This window comes from Endozoicomonas arenosclerae, assembly GCF_001562015.1.
Classification (GTDB): domain Bacteria; phylum Pseudomonadota; class Gammaproteobacteria; order Pseudomonadales; family Endozoicomonadaceae; genus Endozoicomonas_A; species Endozoicomonas_A arenosclerae.
Genome location: NZ_LASA01000053.1, coordinates 24697 through 43481, shown reverse-complemented (window position 1 = coordinate 43481; position 18785 = coordinate 24697). Strand labels below are relative to the sequence as shown.

Annotated in this window: 17 protein-coding genes; 13 read left to right on the top strand and 4 right to left on the bottom strand. The window is 46.2% G+C overall.

Features of this window, described 5'->3' with window-relative positions:
- Nucleotides 1-13: 13 nt before the first annotated feature.
- On the bottom strand, nucleotides 14-1534 hold the full coding sequence (locus WG89_RS04845; protein WP_172806715.1) for a hypothetical protein: 1521 nt from the start codon (nucleotides 1532-1534) through the stop codon (nucleotides 14-16).
- Nucleotides 1535-1901: 367 nt separating this feature from the next.
- Between WG89_RS04845 and WG89_RS04840 the strand changes: the two genes are divergently transcribed.
- The 3 genes from WG89_RS04840 to WG89_RS04830 all read left to right on the top strand — a co-directional run bounded on the left by WG89_RS04840 (nucleotide 1902) and on the right by WG89_RS04830 (nucleotide 3477).
- Nucleotides 1902-2759, top strand: a complete 858-nt coding sequence (locus WG89_RS04840; RefSeq protein WP_062262112.1) for an SDR family NAD(P)-dependent oxidoreductase — start codon at nucleotides 1902-1904, stop codon at nucleotides 2757-2759.
- Nucleotides 2760-2830: 71 nt separating this feature from the next.
- A complete protein-coding gene (locus WG89_RS04835) occupies nucleotides 2831-3088 on the top strand; it encodes a type II toxin-antitoxin system Phd/YefM family antitoxin (RefSeq protein WP_062262109.1) in 258 nt (85 codons plus the stop codon).
- Entirely contained in the window at nucleotides 3085-3477 is a 393-nt protein-coding gene (locus tag WG89_RS04830) for a type II toxin-antitoxin system VapC family toxin (RefSeq protein WP_062262106.1), read from the top strand. Before WG89_RS04835 ends, WG89_RS04830 begins: the two co-directional genes overlap by 4 nt.
- 152 nt (nucleotides 3478-3629) lie before the next feature.
- On the opposite strand, the gene WG89_RS04825 is transcribed toward WG89_RS04830, so the two are convergent.
- Together WG89_RS04825 and WG89_RS31075 are read right to left on the bottom strand one after the other, a co-directional pair.
- Entirely contained in the window at nucleotides 3630-4103 is a 474-nt protein-coding gene (locus tag WG89_RS04825; RefSeq protein ID WP_062262103.1) for a hypothetical protein, read from the bottom strand.
- Complete coding sequence (locus tag WG89_RS31075; RefSeq protein WP_062262100.1) at nucleotides 4069-4281, bottom strand: hypothetical protein; 213 nt, start codon at nucleotides 4279-4281, stop codon at nucleotides 4069-4071. The genes WG89_RS04825 and WG89_RS31075 overlap by 35 nt, the downstream gene beginning before the upstream one ends.
- Before the next feature lie 62 nt (nucleotides 4282-4343).
- Between WG89_RS31075 and WG89_RS04815 the strand changes: the two genes are divergently transcribed.
- The 9 genes from WG89_RS04815 to WG89_RS04780 all read left to right on the top strand — a co-directional run bounded on the left by WG89_RS04815 (nucleotide 4344) and on the right by WG89_RS04780 (nucleotide 16306).
- Nucleotides 4344-4532 (top strand): winged helix-turn-helix domain-containing protein, encoded by a 189-nt coding sequence (locus WG89_RS04815; protein WP_062262098.1) that lies wholly within the window; start codon nucleotides 4344-4346, stop codon nucleotides 4530-4532.
- Nucleotides 4516-5535: a sensor histidine kinase gene (locus WG89_RS04810; protein ID WP_079253660.1), complete on the top strand. Its 1020-nt coding sequence runs from the start codon at nucleotides 4516-4518 to the stop codon at nucleotides 5533-5535. The genes WG89_RS04815 and WG89_RS04810 overlap by 17 nt, the downstream gene beginning before the upstream one ends.
- Before the next feature lie 9 nt (nucleotides 5536-5544).
- Nucleotides 5545-5796, top strand: a complete 252-nt coding sequence (locus WG89_RS32865) for an ATP-binding protein (RefSeq protein WP_079253659.1) — start codon at nucleotides 5545-5547, stop codon at nucleotides 5794-5796.
- A gap of 263 nt (nucleotides 5797-6059) precedes the next feature.
- A complete protein-coding gene (locus WG89_RS04805) occupies nucleotides 6060-7925 on the top strand; it encodes a DUF1302 domain-containing protein (RefSeq protein WP_062262092.1) in 1866 nt (621 codons plus the stop codon).
- Between the two features lie 103 nt (nucleotides 7926-8028).
- Nucleotides 8029-9408: a DUF1329 domain-containing protein gene (locus WG89_RS04800; protein WP_062262089.1), complete on the top strand. Its 1380-nt coding sequence runs from the start codon at nucleotides 8029-8031 to the stop codon at nucleotides 9406-9408.
- A gap of 428 nt (nucleotides 9409-9836) precedes the next feature.
- Nucleotides 9837-11228: a DUF1329 domain-containing protein gene (locus tag WG89_RS04795; protein WP_062262087.1), complete on the top strand. Its 1392-nt coding sequence runs from the start codon at nucleotides 9837-9839 to the stop codon at nucleotides 11226-11228.
- Between the two features lie 527 nt (nucleotides 11229-11755).
- Nucleotides 11756-13132, top strand: coding sequence for a DUF1329 domain-containing protein (locus WG89_RS04790; RefSeq protein ID WP_062262084.1), 1377 nt, complete (start codon nucleotides 11756-11758; stop codon nucleotides 13130-13132).
- 237 nt (nucleotides 13133-13369) lie between these two features.
- On the top strand, nucleotides 13370-14905 hold the full coding sequence (locus WG89_RS04785; RefSeq protein WP_062262082.1) for a DUF1302 domain-containing protein: 1536 nt from the start codon (nucleotides 13370-13372) through the stop codon (nucleotides 14903-14905).
- 24 nt (nucleotides 14906-14929) lie between these two features.
- A complete protein-coding gene (locus tag WG89_RS04780; protein ID WP_062262079.1) occupies nucleotides 14930-16306 on the top strand; it encodes a DUF1329 domain-containing protein in 1377 nt (458 codons plus the stop codon).
- Nucleotides 16307-16366: 60 nt separating this feature from the next.
- Here the strand turns inward: WG89_RS04780 and WG89_RS04775 are convergent, their stop codons facing one another.
- Nucleotides 16367-17224, bottom strand: coding sequence for a hypothetical protein (locus tag WG89_RS04775; protein ID WP_062262077.1), 858 nt, complete (start codon nucleotides 17222-17224; stop codon nucleotides 16367-16369).
- 249 nt (nucleotides 17225-17473) lie between these two features.
- On the opposite strand from WG89_RS04775, the gene WG89_RS04770 reads away from it, so the two are divergent.
- A complete protein-coding gene (locus tag WG89_RS04770) occupies nucleotides 17474-18643 on the top strand; it encodes an acyl-CoA dehydrogenase family protein (protein WP_062262074.1) in 1170 nt (389 codons plus the stop codon).
- Nucleotides 18644-18785: the final 142 nt, after the last annotated feature.

Sequence of the window (18785 nt, the reverse complement as noted above, 5' to 3'; positions counted from 1 at the left end):
TGTTTGGGTGAGGTTACTGAATTGCCAGCCGGTTATAGCTTTTAATCTGATCCAGAAAATAAGGGGAGAATACGCTTTTTCCGTACTTTTTGTGAAAGTCCGAGTCCAGTTGGCTCAGGTGTCGCAACCGGTCGCTTTTGATGTGCTCAATAGACGCATTCAGAGCTGCTTTTATTTCATACGATGGTTCTGTTGCTGCCAGCCGATAAAGTTCGTCTTGAAGTCTTTCTTTGAGCTCCCGGTATCGGATGGCTTTGTAGGTGTATTTGTCTACGACGGAGTAGTTTTGATCGTCTATCAGGTAACAAATGCTTTCGGCGACACTGTTAAAGTCTTCACTCTCAAGGCTTAACTTAAGTTTTTCAAAAGCCGTTTTGCCATCTGCTCCCAAGGCACTTGCCCCAGGTTGAACAACCTTTGCTGCAATATCCTGCAGGGTGACCGGTGCAAGAGCATTGTTTTCCAGTGCGGCAAACTGCTCTTCAGGTGGTCGATAAAGAGCGGGTTGTAAAGTGACCGAGAAAGAGGGGGGGGCGACTTCCGGCATTTCTTTGGCTTCAAACCCAGGAATGACTTTTTCCAGCCTTCTGAAACAGATCGTGGGGATAGTCAGTGCTTTATTGAAGCGCATGGTGGTTGCCAGGGTATTCCAGTCTCCGGCTTGGGTTGCATTGATCAGTGACTGGTAGTTGTCACTTTGCTCGGGGTTATTCTGTTTTTGTATCTTCAGCATTTCGATCAGGTCTGTCTGAAAAAGCCGTATCTCAATTTCTGCCATAATTTCAGCGCTGAAAGGCGTGATCAGGTTATCCGAAAGATTCCTGACATAGTTCATGAATCCTTGCAGATCCCCATTAGCACAGTAAGCATGTGCTGTCTCTACTAAGTGTCGGGAGTTACCTTTGTACTGGTTTCGAGTACGGCTGGACTGTTCTGCCATCGTGGGCAGCTGGCTTTCAAGGGCGACCCTTACCGTTTTTTGGTTCGCATGCAGCCAGTCAAGGGAGGCCAGTTGAGGGCTCAGGGTCTTATCATGAGGTATCAGCTCGTTACGTTTCTGTTTGGTAGAAAGTTTGGATTTGGCTGCGCTCCTGGTAGCGTTAGAAAGTTCGTCATACTGTTTGTCCTGCTGTTTCAGATGGTCTGTTATCATCGGATTTGGGCTAATGTCCAGAGGCTCAGCCAGTGTGTCATTATCCATCACGGAAGAGTCTGGTATTTTTGCCTGGGTCATGGCTTTCTGAAATCCTTCACCTCCCGGCGAATAACCGTCGAGCAGCGGTCGTTCTCGTTGGTCTTGCTCTACTACCGGTCTGGGAACTTTGGGCGAGATCTCGGTTCTTTTCTGGCTTTTGCGACTGTTTATTGTTGTGTCGGATACCGGGCTGGCAGGGCCGCCCCTGGGGGTTTGGATATCCACGTCTCTCATTACTTCAACCTTGCGGTTAAGAAAGTAGGACACCAGTCTGTTCAATGCTTCTGCCAGTTTTGTATGAAGCGTGTAGAGTGCCTTGCTCAGAGATTCTATTGCCATTGTCTGATCCATCAGTTAGCTCTCTTAAAAGATTAGCAATGTACTGGATTATTGCCCTGGTTTTGTATGATGAACCCAGGATAAATCCGGGGATGGCTATGAGACTTTGTGACCGAGATATAGAAAGCAGTCCGGACTCAGGCAAAATCATTATTGAGCCGCGCCTGATACAGACAAAATCAGTGGTGTCAGTATCGATTTAACTATGAGTTTATGCCTGGCTCTACTGCACAAGGTGTAAGTTTGCAAATGATCAAATAAGTGGGTTTGACTGTCGAATCATATTCACAATAATAAGTAGCCATGAGCGAAAATGCAGCCATGAGCGAAAATGCAGCCATGAGCATAAAAAAAGAGAAGGGATAATATGACCACTGAGAAAATTTGTCTGGTGACAGGTGCCAGCCGGGGGGCTGGTAAAGGGATTGCACTGGCTCTGGCCAAAAGCGGTGCGGCCGTGATAGTGACAGGTCGTACAAAACAGGAAGGCGCAGCGCCCCTGCCGGGTACTATTTATCAGACAGCAAAAGAAATTGATGAAGCCGGTGGGCGTGGTGTAGCGGTCGCTGTTGATCATTCTAACGATAATGATGTACGAGCGTTGTTCGATACCATCAAGAAGGATTTTGGTCGTCTGGATATCGTGGTCAACAATGCCACCAATATTCATGATCAGCTGATTCAACCTGGCGGCTTCTGGACCAAGTCCCTGGATCTGGTGAACATTCTTGATGTAGGTCTGCGTTCTGCCTATATCGTCAGCTACTATGCAGCTCAGATGATGGTGGAGCAGAAAAGTGGCGTGATCGCCTTTACCTCATCCTTTGGCAGTAGTTGTTATATGCACGGTCCGGCATACGGTGCCCAGAAAGTAGGAGTGGATAAGTTCGCCAAGGATATGGGCGTTGATCTCCGTGATCACAATGTCACGACTGTTTCTCTCTGGATGGGACCGTTGAGAACAGAACGTACCGAAAAGGTCTGGGAAGAAAATCCGGAACAGTACAAAGACTTTATGCCGGTTGCCGAGAGCCCTCAGCTGACCGGTATGGTTGTAAACGCTATCCATGATGATTCTGAAAGGATGTCTCTGAGTGGCAAAGTGCTCGTTGTTGCTGAACAGGCCGATGAATACGGCATTGTGGATGTGGATGGAAATAAAAAGCCCAGCTACCGCGATATGTTAGGACCTCCTGTACAGGCTCATCCTGCCATTGTTGAATAACTTTATCCCTTCCGTTTTGCCTGATGCCCTCCTCTTAGCTATGCTTAGCTAAGCATCAAGAGGAGAGTGTCATGGCTACCCTTCCTGAACATCAAAATCAGACGATTAATATGCATGAAGCAAAGTCTCGTCTTTCACAGTTGGGAGAGGCTGCATGGAAAGGCGAGCGAGTTATTATTTCGCGGGCGGGTAAACCTTATCTGGAGCTTATTCCATACAAGGAGCGTAAACCCAGAAAGCCAGGAAATTATAAGGGGAAGATCAGAATGTCGGATGATTTTGATGATACTCCTGATGATGTGATTGATGCATTTGAAGGGAATGCATGAGTAATAGGCGCCTTCTGCTCGATACGCATGTTTTTCTATGGTGGCTAATGGAAAGCCCAAAGCTGGGAGTAAGGAGTCGGCACCTTATACAGAATCCTGAGAATGATGTTTATGTCAGTTCAGCTTCTACTCTTGAAGTAGCCATAAAGAAGCAGCTTGGAAAGCTGGATGCCCCCGATCATATGGCTGAGATCATTGAAACGGAAGGTTTCTTGCCCTTGTTCATAACGACTTTTCATGCTGAGTTATCGGGTCAGTTACCGCTTATTCATAAAGATCCATTTGATCGTTTGCTGATTGCTCAGTCACAGCTTGAGGGGCTCGAGTTGCTCAGTGTTGATAGTATCTTTTCCAGGTATCATGTCAGTTTGATCAATGCTTCTGAATAGAAGGTATAGTCAAGATGTTTATACCTTCTCTAACTATTTATAACTCCAGACCCAGCTTAGGAATAGTCCTGAAATAATTTCCTTGTGGAACCCTTCTCAAACCCGTTCGGGCTGAGCCTGTCGAAGCCCAATGCCACGACCCTTCGACAAGCTCAGGGTGAACGGAATCCTATGTAAACCGGGAAGTTATTTTGAGACAAATCCTTATCAATCTTGTTACGGGTTTCCTTGCTCAGTGACTGGGTAAATGTTTCCAACTGATGCAGAACTTTTCTGGACAGTCTCAGGCTTCTTTCCTGTAACAGTATTTCTCTCTCCAGCCATTTGCTCAAAGGTTGAGGGGCTTCACTCAAAAGCGCATTCTCCTCAAATTCAAGCAGGGTTCCATCAATCATTTTTGCCAGTTTCTCCAGCTGGGTTATCTGGTCTTTGGTTAAATTCAGATTGTCTTTCAGTCGAATCAGTGAATAAAGATTTTGTGCGGGGTTATGAAAAAGATCACACCCGCTGCAATATTCTTCATTCATCTCAGCTGTGTATGCCATCAGAGGTTCCTCCTGGATGGTTTCGTAGGCTGTCGCTCTGTCAGGATTAAAGATCAGGGCGACCATCATAGCCATGATCATTGAAGTGCTCCAGATAAGTTGTTCCATCGTGGTAGTCCATTTTTGTTTTGTCAGTGATGAAAACTTTAGAGGGATTGGGGTTACCGGAGGGTTTCCTGAACATGAGCATTGGGTAATCATCTGTCATGAATAAATTGCTTATAGTGATGGACATGGTTGTTGAATAATCTGTTGCCATGATGAGTGAGCCTTTTTCAAAAGAATTTTTGATCAGGGCCTTTCCTGATAAAAACTATAAAAATGGATGGTCCAGATTTTGAATGTCCTGATCATAGAAGACGATTGGAGCATGTCTGGGATATACACTTTGATCCGCAAACCAATGTCGTGGATGTGCACATCAGCCGATTACGTCAGAAAGTCGATCAGGGTTATGAAGTGAAGTTGATAAGAACAGTTCGTGGAGCGGGGTATGCCATTGAGGCTTAATAGAAAGCTATTCAGAAACTTTTTATTATCCTGGGGAGCCTTCAGTCTATTGCTTTTTGTGCTCTATAAATTGCTGTTGTCTTCTATCTGGAATGAGGTCGATATGGATCTCGAAGGTATGGCCACATTTTATGAGGACGTATCGGCTGAAATGCCGCCTAAAGAGTTAAAGCGACTGATTGAGTATGACTCCGAGATGGATCCGGAAATGGACTATGAGTTCTTTATTCCGGAGGGTGAAGAGTTGTCCGAAGAGATGCTCAATGAGGAATTCCTGAAGGGGGATGAATTCAGTCGCGAGTTTATTCTCGGCAATGGGGGTCATCTGAGGGTGACTCAGAATGTCGGCTTGATCAATGATGTAGTCCATGCATTACTCAATGCCCTGATTATTGGATTGATTCTGATCTTTTTCCTGTCCTTGCTCATCAGTGTACTGGCTTCACGAAGGACATTTGCCCAGATAAAAAGTATTAACGATGCCTGTCTGGAGATTACAGCAGGAAAACTGTCCCGAAGGATTCCTTATACCGGGGCAGGGGATGATTTTGATCTTCTCGCCCAGAACATAAATGCGATGCTGGATCGTATTCACGGTCTGTTTCATGAAGTGCAACAGGTGACCGATAATGTTGCCCATGATCTGAGAACGCCTATCACCCGTATCAGAAGTCAGCTGGAGCTGATTCAGATCAGTCGTGAAAAGCAGCCTGAGAACATTGAGCATGTTATTGGTGAGGTCGACAGGTTAGAGCGCTTACTTCAGTCGTTGTTGAGAATATCCAGGCTGGAAAGTGGTGCTGCGGCACAGAGCCTCGTGAAGTTCGATATGAAGGAAGTGCTGACTAACATTGAAGAACTCTACAGGCCTTCTATAGAAGAAAAGAACATTGCATTCGATATGCAGCTGTCAGAGTTATCAGTCTGGCAGGAGGGTGATCCAGCATTATGGAGTCAGGCAATAACCAACCTTCTTGATAATGCCATCAAGTACACACCCTAGGGAGGAAGAATAACCGTTAGCTTTTCTTCTGAAGAGTCTTCTATAGAGATTACCGATACTGGGGCCGGTATTCCCTTTCATGAAAGAGAAAGTGTCTTCAAGCGTTTCTATCGTCTCGAGCAGTATCGGGGAACCCAGGGCAATGGATTGGGGCTTAGTCTGGTCAAAGCGATCTGCGAAAGACACGATGCCGGTATCAGCCTATCGGGAAAAACCGGCTTGATCGTCAGGATAAATTTAAAAAGTTTTGGAAAATCATAAGCTTGTTAACAAGATGGCGTCACAGGGCTGTTCTTGTTGTTACTGTTGATGAGAGCGGTTTAATGAGGCAATAATGCCTTAAAATTCAAGAAGTGAGGGTTTCGGGAAGCAGTGATTCAATTATAAGAATTCGCTATTTAGCTTTTAGGTAGAATATGTAAAAACAAATGGCCAGTATTGTTATTGTCCAATCTAGGCACTCCGAATAGTGTTATCTCCAGCCAACATATAAGAAAAATAACACACAAGGCTGGTAGTAGAGCATGCGTCATAAAGCAGTAAAGGAGTTTTCTGCAAGCATCTCAGCCTCCTCTTCGGGGCCTCTTATGAAAAATAAAACAATAAAGACTGTTAAGCAGGACGCTGTTTCTCACACAAGCAACAACCGCATCAAACTGCTTCCAGTGGCTATCGCCACCGTGGTAGCCAGTATGTCTGCCCCTGCCTGGTCGCTTTCTTTCCAACCTACTGATGAAGTCTCAATTGATTGGGATACTTCTCTAAACTATACCGCTGCCTGGCGGATGAGTGATGCTAATGATGATTTGCTGGCAAATGTAGCGGGTGATGATGGAAATCGAAACTTTGACAAAGGTTCCATGATCAATAATCGAATTTCGGTTTTAAGTGAAGTAGATATTCGCTATCAGAACTTGGGGGCATTTGTTCGTGGCAGTGCTTTCTATGATGGTGCATATTTTGGAAAGAATGATAATGATAGTCCGCTAACTTCAAACAACAGCTCAGTAGCATACAATGAGTTCACAAAAGAAACTCAGGATGCACATGGCAGAAAGGCTCGCTTGCTGGATGCTTTCGTCTATGGGAACTTCGAGCTGGGTGAGCGTAATCTGAATCTGCGTGTAGGTCGTCAGGTGGTCAATTGGGGGGAAGGACTCTTCATTAGTGGCGGTATTAATAATGGTTTGAATCCAGCGGATGCGACAAAGTCGAATGTAGCGGGTGTAGAGGTTAAAGATATCCTGCTTCCGACTGGTCAGGTTTTTGCTCAGCTTGATTTGACAGATAATTTTAACGTTGCTGCATTCTATCAGTGGGAATGGCAAAAGACGGAGATAAATGCTGTTGGGAGCTATTTCAGCATTTCAGATATCCTTGATGAAGGTGGTGAGAATTTAATTCCTCCAGAGCAAGCTGCTCTGATTGAAGCGGGTTTACGTCAAAATATTATTTTTAATCCTCAAGTTCCATTGCCAGCAATTGTAAAGAATGCAGTTAGCACGACACCTTTTGATAATCATGTTGGTATAAGAAGAGGGAAGGATGTCGAGGCTGATGATCATGGTCAGTGGGGTGTAGCTTTTAATTACTTTGCTGAAAACCTTGGTAATGGTACAGAGCTAGGACTTTATTATATTAACTATCATGAAAAAAACCCCGTACAAATTGTTACTTCAGGGTTGTATCAGCCATACTCTGCAGCATCTATAGCTGCTAATCCGCTTCTTCAAGGGGCGAATGCGGCTGTGCCAGGCTTGATTAATAATTCTGCTCAGATACCAAATGTTGCAGCATTAACTAATTATCATATCGAGTATATGGAAAACACCAAGCTCATCGGTGCCAGCTTTGGAACACTCATTGGTGATACTAATGTGGGTGGTGAAATTTCTTATCGCAAAGGCACGCCAGTTCGTTTGGCGACGGGCTTGGCAAGAAAGAATACCATTCAGGCACAACTATCAATGATTCATTCATTTGGTGTGACTCGTTTAGCGGACGATTTTTTGTTTGCCGGTGAGATTGGTTATAACAGGGTCCAGGGTGTTAAAGAAGATGATTTAGCTATTGACGCGTTTACTGGAGAAAGAACCAAGAAATATGGCTCGGGTATTGCCGCAAGATTCACCCTGAAGTACAACAACGTCCTTCCAGCGACAAATCTGGAAATTCCCATCAGTTTCCGTCATAACATTGATGGCCACTCTGCTGCAGGCACCTTTACCCGTACAGCAAACAATACTGACCGTATGAGTATTGGCGCTAATGTGTTCTATCAGGATCAATGGGAAGCTGGCCTCTCTTATAACGCCTTCTTTGGCAGTGCCAAAGATAATGCGGTAACCGACAGGGATTATGTCGCTCTGAATGTTAAGTATCTGTTCTGATACGACGTTTGAGTGAGCGGGTCCTGAACTGGGCCTGAGTATGAGAATGCAGCCTGTCTGATAAGCAGTGGGCTGTGTTTTCAGTACAAGGAGTAGAGTGATTATGATAATAAGAAAAAACATTCTGTCTGTTTCTAAGTTGGCTGTATTGGGTTTCGCAGCATTCGCCCTGGGTGCCAACGCCAAAGTTTCACCCGAAGAAGCCAAAAGGCTGGATTCCGAATTAACGCCCATGGGGGCCATTAGAGCAGGAAATGAGGCTGGCACTATTCCCGCCTGGAATCCTGACTTTAAACCACCTGAAGGTTATACACCCGGCGATCGCTACCCTGATCCTTATAAGGATGAGAAGCCGATTCTTACCCTGACCAAAGAAAATTATCGGGAGCATATGGACAAATTGTCACCCGGTATGGCGGCGATGTTCAAAATGTATCCCAGGTCATTCAAAATGCATATCTACCCTTCTCACCGGGATGGTGGTTATTCTGACTTTATTATTAAAAATACTCGGTTGAACGCCACTCGTGCGGAACTAATAAACAGTGGCAATGGTATCAAACACGCTTTTGGTGGCAGTCCCTTCCCCATTCCTCAAAATGGTTTGGAGGTGGTCTGGAATATGACGGTTGCTGCGGGGCCTCTTTATCGTGAGTCGACTACTCATGATGTGATGGTTTATCGCAATGGTCGACAACTATTGGGTCGAAATACCATTGTCAGGCTGACACCCTATTTCAATCCTGAGCTGGATCTGGAAAGTTACGAAGAGCAGGAAATGCCTCGACTTTTGCAGATAAACCTCACCCATGCACCCACTCGTGACAAAGGGAAAAGTACTCTGGTTCATGAGTTCCTGGATCGGGATGAAAGTCCCCGGGCGGCCTGGTCTTACACGCCGGGTGTTCGCCGGGTGCGCCGTGCTCCCACCGTCTCTTATGACACACCACAGGGGCTTGGCAAGATCCGTACTACTGACAGCTCCTATGGCTTTAACGGTAATGTCGACAAGTATGACTGGACGCTTGTAGGCAAGAAAGAGATGTATATTCCTTACAACAGTTACAAGTTTGAACAGGAAGGTGTTGAGTTCAAAGAACTGTTGCCAAAGGGGCATCCTAATCCAGAGTACATGCGTTATGAACTGCATCGTGTTCTGGTATTGGAAGCCAACCTGAAAAAGGGTGAACGGAATGTTTATAAAAAGCGTCAGTTCTTTATAGATGAAGACACCTGGCTGCCAGTACTTGTCGATCAATATGATAATCGCGGAACACTCTGGCGCACCAGTTTGCAAAATGCCATCAATATGTATGACTTACCCGGTGTCCAAAGAAGAACCATGTTCTATTTTGACCTGATTTCCAGAGAATATCTGGCGAGTGAAGTCTACAACAGGGAAAAGCAGAAGCCTGTTAATGAAAATGCAAAACAGGTCTCTTACTTTAAGCCGGGTACACTTAGAAAACTGGGTGTACGTTAATTTGAACAGGGGCATTCATCGGCCCCATTTAACAAAACGAGGATCAGACAGAATGCAGTGATCGTTAATAGGGGGCGTTGACAATTAATCATGGAGCTCAGCTCTTTTCAGGAGCGTTCAGTGCAAGGCGCAACAGTGCAGGAATATTCAACATCTTTCAATCTGTTGGAACGCTGCAATGGATGCTCCTGAAAGAGCCCTCCGGGTACTCCGTAAAGGGGCCATCTACTGCGTCAGAGCTTTCTTGATGTAGAGAAACTACACCAGCGAAAGTCTTTCTTGTACCTGACCCCTTTACGGCAGTACTGAGCCCATGATTAATTGTCAATGCCCCCTAAAGATCACTCAGGAAAAAGCGGGTTATTTTTGTATAAGCTGTGATAACGCACTGTTTGCCAAAGCATTGAATCTCTGACTGAAACGATACAATGACTATGAAAATAAAAATAAAAAACACACTATTGGCAGCCCCCGTTGTTAGTTTGTTAGCCTCCATGACCGCAATGTCGGTTTATGCCAAAGTTTCCCCGGAAGAAGCCGCTAAACTCGGCAAGGAATTAACACCGGTCGGTGCGGAAAGAGTCGGTAATGCCGACGGAACCATTCCTGCCTGGAATCCGGATTTCAAAGTGCCTGCTAACTATAAAGGCAGTGGCAGTGTTTATGTTGATCCTTACGAGGGTGAAAAGCCACTGTTTACCATTACTGCTAAAAATGTTGATCAGTATAAGGACAAGCTGTCCCCAGGTACGATCAAAATGTTTGCGACCTATCCTGAAACGTTCAAGATGCATATTTACCCCTCCCACAGGGATGGTAAGTATTCTGACTTTATTGAAAAGAACACTATGCTAAACGCCACCCGTGCGACAATGGCGGCGGGAGGTAATGGTGTTGTAAACTCTTTCGGTGGAGCACCTTTCCCCATACCAACAACGGGTGAGCAGATAATCTGGAATGCCAACCAGGCCGGCACACCCTATTTCTACAGTGAAACAGCAAGTAATATCGTAGTCTATCGAGATGGTACGCACTTGGTGGGGTCAGCAACGACAACACGTCTGGCTCCTTATTTTGATCCCAACAGTAATATGGAAGAGTTTCAGACCAAGAATTATCCAAAGCTCTATCAATTGGTACAGAGGCATGCGCCAACTCGTGACAAGGGTAAGGCCATTGTTGTTCATGAACCCTTGGATCAGAGTGCGATGGCTCGTGCTGCCTGGTCCTATACTCCGGGAGTGCGGCGTGTAAGGCGAGCTCCTACGGTCAATTATGACTCCCCTCAGGGGCTGGGTAACTTTGTACCTGTAGACAGTTCATTTGGCTTTAACGGTGCAACCGATAAATACGAGTGGAAATTGTTGGGCAAGAAAGAGCTTTATATTCCCTATAATGCTTATAAATTTGAAGATTCTTCACTTGAATTTGAAGAGATGTTCCCTGCTGGTCACCCTAACCCTGAATACATGCGTTATGAACTGCATCGAGTCTGGGTGGTGGAAGCCAACCTTAAAGATGATGAACGGAATGTCTTCAAGAAGAGAGTACTTCACGTAGAGGAAGATGGCTGGATTCCTGCGGTTGTCGATATGTATGATGGCCGTGACAATCTCTGGCGTGTGACCTTCGTGAACTCTATCAACCGTTATGACATGCCGGGCATTGCCAGACGTACTTCTATTTATCAGGATCTGATTTCCAGAGAGTACATGGCAGGTGAGGTTTATAACCAGAGTAAAAACAAGCCGATCAATACTGACATTAAAGATGTGAGTTACTTTACTCCAAGTACTTTACGTAAGTTAGGCGTTCGTTAATTAATCTGCAGGATTGGGTTTATTTAAACTCAATCCTGTTGTTTTAAATTGGGTGTTAAATGTTATTAAGAAATGGCCGGAAATGATATTGAGGAGGTTACTGCTAGAAGATAGTTTTTGATTAAAACGTATGTGAAATGGAGTATTTAATTTAACAGTCTCTGTCTTAGAAATTGTACGTGAAAGCTGTTATTGAGGGTGTTCGACAATTTCCAGTCATGCCACTCGAGGCTTATGAAAATAATAATAACAATAAAGAATTGTGAACGGGATCAGCCATTCTATCTATCTGATGGGGCTGCCATCACCGTCAAAGGCAATAAACGTACAATCACGGAAGCCTTGCCTCCTCCTGAAAATTTCAGGAATCTGTCTGAGTCTGAATCGCTCAGTACCGTGATCGTCTCTGCTTTACCGAATGCCGCAGTCGGAGAAAACCATCCGTCCTACTCCTCTTGTGTCTGAGAGGGAGGCGATGTGTTGCGGTTCAAGTGCCTATAGCGCATGAAAAGCCAAGGAAAGAAAAAATGATAATAAAAAAATCTCTTCTGGCCGGTAGTATTGTAGGAGCATTAATCACTGCAACGGGTCTATCTGCAAAAGTCCCACCTGAGGAAGCCGCGAAGCTGGGCAAGGAGTTAACTCCTGTTGGTGCCACAAGAGCGGGCAATGCCGAGGGGACTATTCCAGCCTGGAATCCTGACTTCAAGCCACCTGCAAGTTATAAGGGCAGCGGTTCTGAATATCCGGATCCTTATGCGGATGAGAAGCCGCTCTTTACCATCACTGCAGCCAATGTGCAGGAGCATAAGGACAAGCTTTCACCGGGGCAGGTCAAACTGTTTGAGACCTATCCGGAAACTTTTAAAATGCATGTCTATCCCTCACACAGAGACGGTGGCTATTCAGACTTTGTTCAGAAAAATACCATGCTGAACGCTACCAGAGCGACCCTTGCTGATGGTGGTAATGGCGTCAGAAATGCTTTTGGTGGTGCTCCATTCCCTATACCTGCCAATGGTGAGCAGGTAGCCTGGAATCTGAATCAGGGGGGGTCGGCATTTTTTGATGTCCTTACAACCAATACTGTTGTGGTCTATCGAAACGGTTCTCATTTGGTTGGAAAGAGAAAAGTGACCAGCAGAGCACCCTATTTTGACACCAAGAGCAGCATTGAAGAGTTTCAGGCCAGTAAAGCGCCTCGACTCTATCAGATCGTAGAGCGTTTTCTACCATCCCGTGATAAGGGAAAATCCATTCTGGTACACGAGCCTGTAGACCAGTCTGTTAACCCGCGTTCGGCATGGTCCTATACGCCAGGTGTTCGTCGTGTAAGGAGGGCTCCCACAGTAGCTTATGATTCTCCACAGGGATTGGGTAATTTTAACCCTGTCGACAGTTCCTATGGTTTCAATGGTGCTACCGATAAGTATGACTGGAAACTGATAGGTAAAACGGAACTCTATATTCCGTATAACTCCTACAAGTTTGAAAATGCTGATCAGCCTATGGATCAACTGCTTACAGCGGGTCATGTGAATCCTGATCTGATGAGGTATGAGTTGCACCGGGTCTGGAAGGTTGAAGCCTCACTGAAAGAAGATGAGCGCAATGTCTTCAAGAAGCGTGTGCTTTATGTTGATGAAGACAGTTGGGTGCCTTCTGTTGTTGATCTATTCGATGGTCGTGATGTGCTCTGGCGTGTGACCATGCTGAACTCTATCAATATGTTTGACTTGCCTGGGGTGAAGAGAAGAACGTCCATGTACCATGATCTGCTGTCCCGAGAGTACCTGGTGGATACCCTTAGTAACTACATTGACTCGCAGCAGCCATTGAATACCGACGTCAAGGATGTTGCGTATTTCAAGCCGGGTACTCTTCGCAAGCTTGGTGTTCGCTGAGCTTCATAGCTAATCAGTCATAGTAGTAACCATAAGGGGCGCAGGACGCCCCTTTTTTGCGCTGTGTCAAAAAGTGTTCTGTTGTTTTGGCCAATTTTGTCATTGAGCGCATCAGGGATAGTGGGTATTTTCAGGGTGTCAGAATAATAAAAAACTATTCGCCGTTGACGTTGGTTGTAATGCTGTTCAAAAGAGCGGTTGTCCCCTGCCGACAGGCTTACGCTCAAGGATGTTGTAATGAAGTATAAAATAAGAAAAACGCACACTACTCAAGACGCACGCCTTGCCCGTTCTGTCGGTGTGCCCAAGTCCCTGCTGACGATTGCCGTCGCCTCTGCTGTGTCATCCATGTCCCCGAATACCCATGCTCTTTCCTATGAGTTTGGGGAAGTTATGGTGGATTGGGATAATACTCTTACCTATTCTGCGGCCTGGAGAGCTGAAAGCCCGGATAAAGATGCAGGTCAGAATACCGGTAATCTGAATTTTGATAAGAATGCCATGATTACTAACAGGGCATCGATTCTGTCAGAAGTCAGCGTGCAGTATCGAGATTATGGAGCCTTCATTCGTGGCAGTGCTTTCTACGATGATGCTTATTTCGGAGAGACCGATAATGATGTGCTCGGAAATCCAGGTTTTAGTGATAAAACGCAGGATGCACATGCAAAGGATGCTCGTCTTTTAGACGCCTTCGTTTATGGCAATTTCGATGTTCTGGACAGAAATCTGAACGTACGAGTAGGCCGTCAGGTTGTTAGCTGGGGGGAGAGCCTGTTTATCTCCGGTATCAGTAGCTCAATGAGTCCTGCTGATGGTACCAAGTCCAATATTCCTGGAATAGAAGTCAAAGATATTCTGCTCCCGGTAGGGCAGGTTTTTGCTCAGATTGATCTGACAGATAACTTGGCATTGGCTGCTTATTCCCAGTGGGAGTGGTCGAAAACTGAATTGAATGAAGCAGGAAGCTATTTCAGTACCAATGATTTGCTGGATGAAGCGGGCAAGGATTTATCCCCTCTGGGAAGAAAGCAGGACAATGATCCTGGCGACAGTGGTCAATGGGGTGTTGCCCTGAATTATTATGCAGAAAATGTCGGAAGTGGCACTGAGTTTGGTCTCTATTATCTGAATTATCATGATAAAGCACCTGCATTGGTTATGACGGATTTTGTCTTTAATCCAAGAGCAGGATCAGTTGTCCCTACAGCCTACTATCTGGATTATCTGGAGAATGTGAAGCTGATTGGAGCCAGTGCGGGTACTTTGATTGGTGAAACCAATGTGGGGGCTGAAATTGCCTATCGTAAAGGCGCAGTTGCTCTTAACACAAACGATCTTGATGCTCGGGATGATACGATTCAGGCACAAGTCTCGTTTACACATTCCCTGGGTGTGACACCTTTCTCTGATGATCTGATTCTCAGTGGTGAAGCTGGATACAACAGGCTGGTTGGCGCAAAAGTAAAACCAGGCGAAGAGTCTGAAGGTGCAGGCATTGCAGCCCTGATGACATTAAGTTACAACAGCGTTTTACCCGGTGTGGACATGGAAGTGCCTATCAGCTTCCGTCATAACATCAAAGGTCATTCCAAAGCAGGAAACTTTACCTCAACCGGTAACAATTCTGACCGTGCCAGCATAGGCGCCAAGTTTATTTATCAGGGTGGGCTGGAATTTGCCTTCAACTATTCCGCTTTCTTTGGTGATTACGAGGATAACGCGATCACAGATCGTGATTATGTCTCGTTCAATGCGAAGTACAGCTTCTGAGCCAGTCGTTAAGGACAGATAATTATGATAAAAACAAAATCCCTTCTCACTGCCAGTCTGACGAGCCTTGCTCTGATAGCGGCTACAGCCCAGGCCAAAGTTTCGCCTGAAGAGGCTGCTAAGCTGGGTAAAACCCTGACCCCCATGGGGGCTGAATGGGCAGGCAACAAGGAAGGCACTATTCCTGCCTGGAACCCGGATTTCAAGATTCCTGAAGCTTTTAAAGGTACAGGCAATCGCTACGTGGATCCTTATGCCGATGATAAGCCATTATTCACTATTACTGCTGAGAATGTGGCTCAATATAAGGACAAGTTGGCTCCGGGTTCACTTGAAATGTTCAAGCTTTACCCTGAAACGTTCAAGATGAACATCTATCCTTCTCACCGGGATGGCCGTTTCTCTGAATTTGCCGAGAAAAATGTGATTGCCAATGCTACCCGTGCTGAGGTAGTAGACGGCGGTGATGGTGTGATCAATGCCTTTGGTGGACCTCCCTTCCCGATTCCTCAGAGTGGTGTGGAAGCCATCTGGAATATGCTGCTCAAGAGTGGTTCGCACTACTGGGAAGCTACGGCAACAGATGTAGTGGTTTATCGTAATGGTTCACAGAGAACCGGTAGACAAACGACTACTCGTCTGTCTCCTTACTATGATCCAGCGATGACTCTGAATGCATTCCAGGAGCAAAAACTGCCTCGTCTGTACCAGACTGTTCAGACACTGGCGCCTACCCGTGAGAAAGGTAAGGCGGCTCTGGTGCATGAGTACATCAATCCAAAAGATCAGCCTCGTGCTGCCTGGTCCTATACACCAGGAGTTCGTCGTGTACGTCGTGCGCCTACCGTTTCCTACGATACACCGCAGGGTCTGGGCAAGCTGAGAACCACCGATGGTTCTTACGGCTACAACGGTTCTCCTGACAAGTACAACTGGTCTCTGGTTGGCAAGAAGGAAATGTATGTTCCTTACAACAACTACATGTTTGAAAATAAGGACGTCGACTACAAAGAACTGCTGCCTAAAGGTCATGCCAACCCGGACTACATGCGCTATGAGCTGCACCGTGTATGGGTTGTACGTGCTGAGCTGAAGGACGGTGAGCGTCACGTTTACAAAACACGTGAGTTCTTCCTGGATGAAGACAGCTGGATGGTGATGCAGGTGGACCAGTACGATAACCGTGACGTGCTGTGGCGCACAACGCTGGTAAATACGATCAATATGTATGATATGCCAGGCATTGAGCGTCGTTCAGTACTTTACTATGATCTGGTATCCCGTGAGTACCTGGCGGCTGATCTGTTCAACAAAGAACCTGTTCAGCCTATTGTGAACCAGGATCCAAAACAGGTGTCTTACTTCACACCGTCCAATCTGCGTAAGATTGGCGTACGTTAATTCGTTAACGACGTAAAAAACGGCGTATCTGGAAGCAGGTACGCCGTTTTTCATTATGTGTTAATTTACTTTGGCAACCACTTTTGCAGCAGGTGCCAGTTTGGGAAGAATGAAATCCTGAACAGTTTGAATCCCCTCAGGGGCGAACCAATGCAATACCCAGAATATGCCTGAGAGACCATAGTAGAGCCCTGGTTTTACTAGATATGACCAGGCACGGCTATAGACTGGTTGCAGAAGGTAGTCATGACCCAGTTTCAGTCCGGCCATTGCAAAGGCTTTTGTTGCGCCAAAATGCGAGTCTAGAGCCATAACCAGAAGACCAGTGCCCGCCGCAACGGTGATCGTAATGACGGCAGGTATCAGAGAAGTCCCAAAGAAGGCTAGCCCGGCAGCGCTGAGAGCCAATGTCCAGACAAGCACCTGTGCGGACTTGAGCTTGGCTGAAGCATTCCCCATGTCAGCTTCTATTTCAGAGACATAGACGTCACGTCCGAGCGCTTCACTTCGAGAGTAACCTGCCTGTGTAAGCCCGCCAGTCTCAGCTGCAGCTTCCATTTTCTGAAGCTTGATACCGACTTTATTTACGATATTGGCGTCACTGAGATCAACAGTTTCTCCCGACTGGTTAGCCTGCTTGGCAAGGTCTGCTGTAGATTGGCATTTTGAGCCCTCTATGTAATGCCGTTCTTGCAGTGCCTTTGAGGCAAGCTCCGGCGTTGAAGCACCTTCCATGTTTAAAAAGCTGACCACATAGTTTTTTCCCGTGTAGATGTCCTGACAGGAATAGCTGGTCGTCACCAAAGAGGCAGCTTGAACGATCGTAGGCTGTTCCGCTGTATTGTCGTCAGAAAGGACGACCTGTGAAAACCCTGCAGTCAGAAGTATGAAGAAAAAGAATCGTGGAAGGTGTTTCATTGGAGCCTCCTGTAAAGGAGAAAGAAATGACAAATCGCTAAGGAATAGAGACTAAAGAGGAGAAGTTGTTTTCTTGAACAACTCAGCCAGAAATTAGCACAGATTCATCTGTTTGTAGAATTTGTGAGTTCGTCTTGTCCGCTTTTGCTATTGGAGAAGCCGTGGCTGGGGTGTAATTTTGCTGATGTGAAAAGAAGAATAATCCGGCTCCAGCCATGTGGCATTTAAAGCCTGGTGAAGGACACGATCATGTATATTGAAAACACTGCTGAACAGAAAGAGCTTCGTCGCGAACTGCGCGAGTATTTCTCCAAACTGATCACGCCTGAAGTCAAGGAAGCCTGCCACGGAAATGAGAGTGGCGACACCTATATGAGCGTTATTCGTCAGATGGGCGAAGACGGCTGGCTGGCGCTGGGCTGGCCGAAAGAATACGGCGGCCAGGGCCGTTCTACCAGTGAACAGCTTATCTTTTTCGAAGAAGCTGAACTGGCCGGTGCTCCCATCCCGTTCGTGACCTTGAACACCGTAGGTCCAGCTCTGATGGATCATGGTTCAGAAGAACACAAAAAAGAATTCCTGCCCAAAATTGCTAAAGGTGAAGTGCACTTTGCCATTGGTTACACCGAGCCCGGTGCCGGTACTGACCTGGCTTCTCTGAGTACCAGCGCGATTAAAGACGGTGATGACTACATCATCAACGGCACCAAAGTATTCACTAGTAGTGCTGAAGGGGCTGACTACATCTGGCTGGCTGCCAGAACAGACAAAGAATCCAAGCACGGTGGCATTACCCTGTTTATGGTAGACACCAAACTGCCAGGATTCTCGGTTGCACCGATTTACACAGTGGGTGATGTTCGAACCAACATGACCTACTACGAAAATGTTCGTGTGCCTGCTTCCATGATTGTGGGTGAGCTAAACGGTGGCTGGAAATTAATTACTTCCCAGCTGAATCATGAGCGCGTTGGCTTGGCGGCTATTGGTATTAATGCCATTGGTAACTATCAGAAAGTTCTGGACTGGGCCCGTGAGGAACAGCCAAACGGTCAGCGTGTGATTGATGAACCCTGGGTACAAAGTGCCCTGGCAGAAGCTTACACTCTGCTGGAAGCCATGAAGGTTAAAAATGCCCGTATGGCTTGGGAGCTGGAAAGAAATGAGCTGAATCCGGCTTTTGCTTCCGGCATCAAGGTTTACAGTACCGAGTGTGTCATTGATGTTTACCGCCTGTTGCTGGATATTGTAGGACCGGCTGGCCTGGTTAAGCGTAATAGTCCTGCTGCGATTATTCAGGGCGAACTGGAAGAAGAGTATCGTAAATGCCAGATCAATACCTTTGGTGGTGGTGTGAACGAGGTTCAGCGTGAGCTTGTGGCCATGTTCGGTCTGGGAATGCGCAGAGCTGCCCGCTAAGGATTTGCCTCGAAATAGCTTCCCGATTTTTACACGGATTCCGTTCACCCTGAGCTTGTCGAAGGGTAGTGGTATTGGGCTTTGACAGGCTCAGCCCGAACGGATTTTGAGAGTTTCAGACCAGTCCTAAGTTAATTGGAGC